The 5821-nt window shown below is 73.8% G+C and carries 6 protein-coding genes and 1 pseudogene; 4 read left to right on the top strand and 3 right to left on the bottom strand.

Going from position 1 to position 5821, the window contains the following annotated elements:
* From ACFV5N_RS23625 to ACFV5N_RS23610, 4 genes are all read left to right on the top strand, one after another.
* Positions 1-1132: pyridoxal phosphate-dependent aminotransferase (locus tag ACFV5N_RS23625; protein ID WP_385603311.1), on the top strand; the 1132-nt coding region annotated here is incomplete at its 5' end.
* On the top strand, positions 1129-2925 hold the full coding sequence (locus ACFV5N_RS23620) for an acyl-CoA dehydrogenase (RefSeq protein ID WP_385603308.1): 1797 nt from the start codon (positions 1129-1131) through the stop codon (positions 2923-2925). The genes ACFV5N_RS23625 and ACFV5N_RS23620, both read left to right, overlap by 4 nt.
* 18 nt (positions 2926-2943) lie before the next feature.
* Entirely contained in the window at positions 2944-3570 is a 627-nt protein-coding gene (locus ACFV5N_RS23615) for a DUF6875 domain-containing protein (RefSeq protein WP_385603305.1), read from the top strand.
* 23 nt (positions 3571-3593) lie between these two features.
* Positions 3594-4217 (top strand): hemerythrin domain-containing protein, encoded by a 624-nt coding sequence (locus ACFV5N_RS23610; RefSeq protein WP_385603302.1) that lies wholly within the window; start codon positions 3594-3596, stop codon positions 4215-4217.
* A gap of 65 nt (positions 4218-4282) precedes the next feature.
* Here the strand turns inward: ACFV5N_RS23610 and ACFV5N_RS23605 are convergent, their stop codons facing one another.
* The 3 genes and pseudogenes from ACFV5N_RS23605 to ACFV5N_RS23595 form a co-directional block, all read right to left on the bottom strand.
* Positions 4283-4834 carry a GNAT family N-acetyltransferase gene (locus tag ACFV5N_RS23605; protein ID WP_385603299.1) on the bottom strand — a complete coding sequence of 184 codons (552 nt, stop codon included), beginning with the start codon at positions 4832-4834 and terminating at the stop codon, positions 4283-4285.
* 63 nt (positions 4835-4897) lie between these two features.
* On the bottom strand, positions 4898-5440 hold the full coding sequence (locus ACFV5N_RS23600) for a DapH/DapD/GlmU-related protein (protein ID WP_385603296.1): 543 nt from the start codon (positions 5438-5440) through the stop codon (positions 4898-4900).
* A gap of 28 nt (positions 5441-5468) precedes the next feature.
* Positions 5469-5821 (bottom strand): annotated as a pseudogene (locus ACFV5N_RS23595) (LysR family transcriptional regulator); the annotation flags it as partial.

The following is a 5821-nucleotide window of genomic DNA, read 5'->3' as shown; positions in this document are numbered from 1 at the left end:
CCGCCACCCCAGGGAGTACACGATGAGCGAGGAAGCCTCCTTCTTCCGGTCCGACGACGAGGACGGGAACGGCCCCGGCCCCGGCCCCGGAAGCCCCGGCCGGCTGCGGCTGCACCTCAACGAGAGCCCGTACGGCCCGCCCCCCGGCGCCGTCGACGCGGTACGCGAGGAGGCTACCGGCCATCTCCCGCACTACCCCGACCCCGCCGCCCGCACGCTGCGCGCCGCCCTCGCCCGGCACTTCGCGGTCGACCCGGCGATGCTCACCGTCGGCAACGGCGTCGACGAACTCATCCTGCTCACCGCCCTCACCTTCGCCGCCGGACCGCAGGCGGAGGTCACCTGCACCGAGCGGACGTTCCCCGGCTACGGCGAAGCCGCCCGCGCGGTCGGCGCCCGGCTGCGCGCCCTGCCGCTGACCCCCGGGTACGCCGTCCCGGCCGCCGCCTTCGCCCACGCCCTGGCCGACGGCACCGACCTGGCCTTCGTCTGCAACCCGCTCAACCCCACCGGCACCGTCCTGGACCGCGCCGAGACCGCCGCCCTGCTGGCCGCCGCCGACGGCGCCCCCGGCCAGCTCGTCCTCGACGAGGCCTACCTGGACTTCGCCGGACCCGAACACGACCACGCCCTGGGGCGGGTACGGGACGGCGCCCCCGCCCTCGTGCTGCGCACCTTCTCCAAAGCCTGGGGCCTGGCCTCGGTCCGGCTCGGCGTCCTCATCGGCCCGCCCGAGCGCGTCGCCCGTATCGAACGCACCGCCCGCGCCCTGCCGTTCCGCGTCAGCCGCCCCGCCCAGCGCGCCGTGCTCGCCGCCCTCGCCGAGCCGGGCCACCTGGAGCACGTCCGCACCGGCACCGCCCGCGCCCGCGAACACCTCACCAAGTCCCTGGACGCCATCGGGGTCTCCGTCACCCCGTCCGCCGCCAACTTCGTGCTGGCCGCCCTGCCCGTCGCCGACAGCACCCTCGTCGCCGCCCGGCTGGCCGCAGAACACGGCGTCCTCGTCCGCGACCTCACCCTGCTCGGCCTGCCGGGACACCTGCGGATCACCGTCGGCACCGTCCCCCAGGCCGAACGGGCCGTCACCGCTCTCGCCGCCGTCCTGCGCACCATGGAGCAGCCCGCATGAGCCACTACCGCCCGAACGTCCGGGACATCGAGTTCACCCTGTTCGAGGTGCTGGGCCGGGGCGAGGTGTACGGGCGCGGCCCGTACGCCGACGCCGACGAGGACACCGCCCGCACCCTGCTCGCCGAGGTCGCCCGGCTCGCCGTCGACGCGCTCGCCGACGCCACCGTGGACGCCGACCGCACCCCGCCCGCGTACCACCCGCTCGACCACGCCGTCTCGCTGCCGGACAGCTTCACCAAGGCGTACCGCACCTGGATGGACACCGGCTACCACCGGCTGTGGCTGCCCCCCGAACTGGGCGGCTCGCAGGTGGCGCCCTCGCTCCAGTGGGCGGTCACCGAACTCCTCATGGGCGCCAACCCGGCGCTGCACATGTACCAGTCGTCCGGCGGGTTCGCCTCCGTGCTGCACGCCCTCGGCACCGAGGACCAGCGCACCCTCGCCCGCACCATGGTGGAGCGTGCATGGGGCGGCACCATGGTGCTCACCGAGGCCGACGCGGGCAGCGACGTCGGCGCGCTGCGCACCCGTGCCGTACCGCAGGACGACGGCAGCTGGCACATCGAGGGCGTCAAGCGCTTCATCACCTCCGGCGAACACGACCTGTCCGAGAACATCGTGCACTTCGTCCTCGCCCGCCCCGAGGGCCACGGCCCCGGCACCAAGGGCCTGTCGATGTTCGTCGTCCCCAAGTACCGGGTCACGGACTGGGCCACCGGCGCCCTGGGCGCGCGCAACGGCGTCCGCGCCACCGCCCTGGAGGACAAGATGGGCCTCAAGGCGTCCGCCACCGTCGAACTCACCTTCGGCGAGGCGGAACCTGCCGTCGGCTACCTCGTCGGCGAACGGCACGACGGCATCCGGCAGATGTTCACCATCCTCGAACACGCCCGGATGATGGTCGGCACCAAGGCCATGGCGACCCTCTCCAGCGGCCACCGGCACGCCGTCGCCTACGCCACCCAGCGCCTCCAGGGCGCCGACCTCACCCGGGCGACCGACAAGACCGCGCCCCGGGTGCCGATCATCCGCCACCCCGAGGTGCGCCGCTCCCTCCTCACGCAGAAGGCGTACGCCGAGGGCCTGCGCGCCCTCGTCCTGTACACCGCGTGCGCCCAGGACGACGGCGACCGGGCGCTCAGCGACCTGCTGCTGCCGCTGGTCAAGGGGTACGGCGCCGAGCGGTCTTGGGAGCAGCTGAGCGCCGCGCTCCAGATCCTCGGCGGCGCCGGGTACCTGAAGGACCACCCGCTGGAGCAGTATCTGCGCGACGCCCGGATCGACACCCTGTACGAGGGCACCACCGCCATCCAGGGCATGGACTTCTTCTTCCGCAAGATCGCCCGCGACCAGGGCGCCGCCCTCACCGCGCTGGCCGCCGAGATCACCGCGTTCGCCGCCTCCGGCGCGGGCGGCGGGCAACTGGCCGCCGAACGCGAGCAGCTGAGCGACGCGGCGGGCGCGCTGCGGCGCATCACCGAGACGCTGGGCGGCCATCTGCTCACCAGCTTCGCAACCCCGGACGCGCTCTACGAGGTCGGCCGCAACACCACCCGGCTGCTGATGGCGGCCGGCGACGTGGTCACCGGCTGGCTGCTGCTGCGCTCGGCGGCGGTGGCCGCCGAGCGGCTGACCGGCGAAGTGCGCCCGGCCGACCGGGCGTTCTACGAGGGGAAGATCGCCGCCGCCTCGGTCTTCGCCCACGACATCCTGCCGCTGGTCGCCGCCCAGCTGCACACCGTCGGCCGCCGCGACGAGCGGCTGATGAGCCTGCCGGACGCGGCGTTCTGAGGCCGAGGAGGACTTTCGATGCATCCCTTCATCCCGCTGACCGCCGAGCAGGAGGCGGCGATGTCCGGCTGGCTCACCGGCTACGTCACCGCGCCGCACCCGGACCTGGGCCGGGACGGACCGGTGTGCCCGTTCGTCGCGCCCGCCCGGCGCTCCGGCGTGCTGCACAGCGTGCGCTGCCGCTGGCGGCCGGGCGACGACGCGCCCCGCATGACGGCGCTCATCCGCACCGCCATGGACGCCTTCGAGGAGCGGTACGCCGGCCGTCCCACCTCGCTGGACTCCCTGATCGTCGTCTTCGACGGACTCCGGCCCCACCAGTGGCACCTGATCGACGACGTGTACGAGGAGGTGAAGGACGAGGCCGTCTCGCGCGGGCTGATGCTCGGCCAGATGCACCCGGAGTGCGAGGCGCGGGCCGCCCGTAACCCCGCGTTCCCCGCGAACCGTTCGCCGCTGCCGCAGATGGTCGTGCGCCGGATGGCGTTCCACGACATCCTGTTCCTCCACCACCGCCCCGACTGGTTCACCACCTACCAGCAGCACTACGGCCACTTGTACCGCTCACCGGACCGGGTGGACCCGCACTACGTCCGCCTCTTCGACTCCGGCGCGCTGGTGGCGGCCGGCGGCAGCCTGGTGTGACCGACGACGAAAGGCAACCGACCGTGACCTCCCCGGGCCTGCAGACCATGATCCTCGCCCACCGCGCGATGCTGCGCGACCTGGACCGGATCGCCCGCACCGCCACCGCCCTGGCCGACGCCCCGGACCCGGACCGCACCCGCGACCTGGCGGCGTACGCGCGCAGGCTGACCGAGCTGATCCACCACCATCACAAGGGCGAGGACGAGGTGCTGTGGCCGGCGCTGCGCGAACGCGGCGCGGACGAGGAGGCACTGACCCTGCTCCAGGAGGAACACGCGGCGCTGGAGGGCCGGCTGGACGGGTTCGGCCGGGCAATCGAGGCGCTGTCGCCGGACGGCACCGGCGCCGCCGACCTGGCGAAGGCCGCCACCGGGGTGCGCGAACTCCTCGCCGTGCACACGGCGGACGAGGAACGCGAACTCGCCGGCCGGCTGGCCCCGGCCCTGGACCCGAAGCTGTGGGCCCGGTTCGAGAAGTCGATGGTGAAGTCGGCGGCCCGCTGGACGCTGACGTTCATGCCGCCGTGGCTGGCCTCGGTGGCCGACGACTCCGAACGCGGCGGCGTCCCGGCCAAGCCGGTGGCGGCCCTGATGCGCTCCCGCCTGGAACGCCGCCAGCGCGCGGCGTTCGGCGAGCACTACTGACGCCGAGGGGGTGCCGGTGCTGGCGGGGGCCCGGTCTCACCGCCACCACCCCGCCCCAGCGGGCCTCAGCCTGCGGGCCGGTCCGCCGGGTGCCACACGCCGAGCCACTGCTCGGCGCCGTACGCCGTGAACCGTTCCACCTCGGTGAACCCCAGCCTCGCCGCCAGCCGCAGCGCGCGGCCGTTGGCGGTCTGGGTGCACAGCGCCACCGGCTCGCCGGGGTGCGTGGCGGCGTACCAGCCGAGTACCGCCGCGCACGCCTCGGCCGCGTACCCGTGGCCCCAGGCGTGCGGCAGGAACAGATAGCCCAGCTCGACCCGCCCGGCGTCGGGACGGGCCGGTCCTGGGCGTTCCGGGTCCCGGTCATCGAGCGTGACGATGCCGGCCATCGTCCCGTCGAGTTCGGCGACGAAGCACCGTGGGCGCTGCCCGGGCACCTCGGGCACGGCCCGTTCCAGTTCGGCGCGCGGCCGGGGCCCGCCGGTGTAGGCCGTCACCTCGGGCGAGGCGAACAATGCGATGAACGCCGCCCGGTCCCGGCCCTCGGCCGCCCGGAGCACCAGCCGCCCGGTACGGATCGGGGCGGGCGGCCAGTCGGCGGTGGCGGTGGCGGTCATGCCGGGCAACCTACCGAGCGCCGCGACGGGCCGTCCACCGTTCGCCGGGCACGCCCGGGCGCCTCACCACCGGCGGCGGATCGTCGCCTTGCCCCCGGTGACCAGGGTGGCGGGCGGTACGTCGTCGGCCACGACGGCACCGGCGGCTATCACCGCGTCCCGGCCGATGCTGACGCCGGGCAGGATGGTGGCGCCCGCGCCGATCCACACGTTCTCCGCCACGTCGATGGGCGCACCGGTGAGGTACAGCTGCCGTTCGGCGGGGTCGACGGGGTGGCCGCCGGTGATGAACGTGGCCTTCGGGCCGATCCACACACCCTCGGCCAGCCGGATACCGGCGTAGTCCAGGAAGGTGCAGTTCTGGTTGATGAACACCCGCTCGGCCAGGTCGAGGCGGAAGCCGTGGTCGGTGAAGAACGGCGGGTAGATCACCGTTCCCTCCGGCAGCGGCTTACCGAGGATCTGCTCGAACAGGGCGGCCTTGCCCGCCTCGTCGCCGAACGGCAGCACGTTGAGGCGGGAGGTGAGGTCGGTGACCTGCTGCACCCGTTCGATGTGGGTACGGAACTGGTCGCTGTCGACCAGCATGAGACGGTCGCTGGGCATGGTGGTGTCCTTTCGGTGGGGATTCGTGTCAGACCGCAGGGTCTTCGCCGCTGTCACCGCGCCCGCGCCCGTGCTCCGGCCGCGTGGCCCAGGACGGCACCCAGGTGTCCTCCGGAAGCCGGGGAAGCGACGCGAAGTGAGCGAGGATCCCGCGCAGTTCGGGATGCGGATTGGTGCTGGGCAGGATCAGGGAGACCGGGTACGCGAGGCAGGGCGAGGCGATGGGGATACGGCGCAGGTCCTGGTGCTCCGGCCACACGTAGCGGTCGCGCGCGCCGACGAGGGTGGCCACGTCCCCGGACCCCGCGAGAACGTCCAGCAGCACCTCGTCCCCGAAGTGCGGACCCGCCGCATCCACCCGTAGATCGAACTCGGTGACCA

This window comes from Streptomyces sp. NPDC059853 (genome assembly GCF_042731495.1).
In the GTDB taxonomy this organism is placed as follows: Bacteria; Actinomycetota; Actinomycetes; order Streptomycetales; family Streptomycetaceae; genus Streptomyces.
This window is presented reverse-complemented; position numbering and strand designations above follow the sequence as displayed.